The 2,681-nt window shown below is 65.1% G+C and carries 3 protein-coding genes; 1 reads left to right on the forward strand and 2 read right to left on the reverse strand.

Annotated elements, in window-relative coordinates; all coding sequences use genetic code 11:
- Together paaK and paaI are read right to left on the reverse strand one after the other, a co-directional pair.
- Nucleotides 1-1,109: phenylacetate--CoA ligase PaaK (gene paaK / locus WA702_RS29000; RefSeq protein ID WP_425113971.1), on the reverse strand; the 1,109-nt coding region annotated here is incomplete at its 3' end.
- Between the two features lie 24 nt (nucleotides 1,110-1,133).
- The gene (gene paaI, locus WA702_RS29005; protein ID WP_425113972.1) at nucleotides 1,134-1,604 is read right to left on the reverse strand and encodes a hydroxyphenylacetyl-CoA thioesterase PaaI; all 471 of its coding nucleotides are present in this window, start codon (nucleotides 1,602-1,604) and stop codon (nucleotides 1,134-1,136) included.
- Between the two features lie 175 nt (nucleotides 1,605-1,779).
- Here paaI and WA702_RS29010 point away from each other — a divergent pair.
- A partial coding sequence (locus WA702_RS29010) for a YeeE/YedE family protein (RefSeq protein ID WP_425113973.1) occupies nucleotides 1,780-2,681 on the forward strand: 902 nt, incomplete at its 3' end.

Below are 2,681 nucleotides of genomic sequence, written 5' to 3' on the forward strand. Positions count from 1 at the left end.
AGAATGAAATGGCCGCCGCACCATGCGGTCGCGAGCAGCATCTCCTCGATCTGGGTCGGAAACAGATTGACGCCGCGCAGGATGATCATGTCGTCGGAGCGGCCGGTAACCTTCTCCATCCGCCGCATGCCGGGGCGGGCGGTGCCCGGCAACAATCGGGTCAGGTCGCGGGTGCGATAGCGCACCACCGGGAAGGCTTCCTTGGTCAGCGAGGTGAAGACCAGCTCGCCGATCGCGCCATCGGGCAGCACCGCGCCGGTGTCGGGATCGATCACCTCCGGATAGAAATGATCCTCCCAAATGTGCAGGCCGTCCTTGGTCTCCAGGCATTCCTGCGCGACGCCGGGGCCGATCACCTCTGATAGGCCATAGATGTCGGTCGCGTCCATGTCGAAGGCGTCCTCGATCTCGGCGCGCATCGCGTTGGTCCAGGGCTCGGCGCCGAAGATGCCGAGCTTGAGCGAACTCTGTCGGGGATCAAGCTTCTGCCGCTTGAACTCGTCGAGGATCGCCAGCATGTAGCTCGGCGTCACCGTAATGATCTCGGGCCGGAAATCGTTGATCAGCTGCACCTGCCGCTCGGTCATGCCGCCGGAAACCGGCACAACGGTGCAGCCGAGCTCTTCCGCGCCGTAATGCACGCCGAGCCCGCCGGTGAACAGGCCGTAGCCGTAGGCGTTGTGGATGATCATGCCGCTGCGGCCGCCGGCGGCGCGGATCGAGCGCGCCATCACCTGCGACCAGATTGCGATGTCGGCCTTGGTGTAGCCGACCACGATCGGCTTGCCGGTGGTGCCCGAGGAGGCATGGATGCGTACCAGCTGCTCGCGCGGCACGGCGAACATGTTGAAGGGATAATTGTCGCGCAGGTCGGTTTTCGAGGTGAACGGGAATTTGGCGAGATCACTGAGCTCGCGGAAGTCGGCGGGATGCACGCCCTGCGCATCGAAGGCCCGCTTGTAGTGTGCGACGTTGTCATAGGCATGCTTGAGTGACCATGCCAGCCGCTTGGTCTGCAGCGCCATGATCTCGTCGCGCGAGGCACGCTCGACATCGTCCAGCTCTGGCCGGTAGAGGTCAGACCTGGATTTCGGCTTGGTCAAAGCCATGGCGCGTCTCCTCCTGCGGTTCGCTTACTTTGTCGGATCATCGATCTGTCCCGTCGCCACCAACGTGCCGCCGATGCTGCGCGAATGGCCGCGAAACTCGGCGATCACGCTGTCGCCGGCGCTGACGCGCACGTCGTAGATGCCGGAGCGGCCGCTGCGCGATATCTCGCGCGCCTCGGCGACCAGGCGATCGCCAAGCTTACCGGGGCGGATGAAGGTGATGTTGCCCTGCGCTGCCACGGTGCGCTCATTGTGCGAGTTGCAGGCAAACGCGAAGGCGGAATCGGCCAGCGTGAAGATGAAGCCGCCATGGGCGATGCCATGGCCGTTCACCATGTGCGGCTGGATCGTCATCGCAAGCGTGGCGTGGCCCGGACCGATCGCCGTGATCTCCATGCCGAGCCCCTGGCTGGCGCGATCCTCTCGCCACATGGCGTCGGCGCAGGCCCGCGCCAGCGCATCGGGCGTCCATGTCGCCTTGGCCGTCACCGCCATACCTCCCGCCGCCGGGATGTCTTCGGGTCTGAAGCCACGGCGTTGTCTCCCCGATGATGCTGCTTGTTGGAACAAGCATCTTGACTTAGTTAAGCACGTATCGTGACCACAATTCTGCGCGCGTCAAGCGGCACCCGGTTGACGCCGCAGCCCTCGTCAGCTCAAGGATTCCTGAGTGCCAGATCCCGCCAATATTGCCGTTCTTGCAGGTCTCATCATCGGTCTCATCTACGGCGTGGTCGGCCTTCTCAGCGGCTTCTGCATGATGAGCTCGCTGCGCGGCTGGTGGGCCGAGGGCGACAGCAGGCTGGTCCGCAGCTATGCGCTGGCGATGGGCACCGCCATTGTTGCAACGCAATTGCTTGCGGCGCAGGGGACGGTCGATCTCGGCAAGTCGATCTACCTGCAGCCCAGCTTCTCGGTGCCGGTGATGTTCCTGGGCGGGGCACTGTTCGGCTACGGCCAGGTGCTGTCGAACGGCTGCGGCTCGCGGGCGCTGGTGCTGCTCGGCCGCGGCAATCTGCGCTCCTTCGTCGTCGTCATCGTGCTCGGCATCGTCGCTGAAATGACGTTGAAGGGCCTGATCGCGCCGCTGCGCATCGCGCTGGTTCAGATGTCGCAGACCAGCGCCACGGCGACCTCGCTGCCGGCGCTGTTGTCGAGCGGCGGGCTGCACGGCACGGCCGCACGGCTGTTGCCGACTATCCTGGTCGGTGGCGCGCTGGTCGCATTCGCCTTCGCGCATCGACCGTTCCGCCGCGCGCCCGTCCAGATCGTAGCGGGTTTCGTGATGGGGCTTCTGATCGCGGCCGGCTGGTATGCAACCGGTTATCTCGGCAATGACGATTTCAATCCCGTCGCGGTGACGTCGCTGACCTTCATCGCACCGATCGCCGACACCCTGCAATATGCGATGCTGTCGACCGGGCTGACGCTTAATTTCGGCATCGCCACGGTGGCCGGCGTGTTCGCGGGCAGCCTGGTGACGGCGCTCGCCAGCGGCCGTTTCAAGCTCGAGGGCTTCACCTCGCCGCGTCATATGCTGCGCTCGGCGTCCGGTGCGGCGCTGATGGGCGC

This window comes from Bradyrhizobium sp. (assembly GCF_049798375.1).
Taxonomy (GTDB): domain Bacteria; phylum Pseudomonadota; class Alphaproteobacteria; order Rhizobiales; family Xanthobacteraceae; genus Bradyrhizobium.

Bases quoted from the DNA above. Each gene is read 5' to 3' on its own strand.
- paaI (WP_425113972.1), bottom strand. From the start codon at position 1,604: ATGGCGGTGACGGCCAAGGCGACATGGACGCCCGATGCGCTGGCGCGG.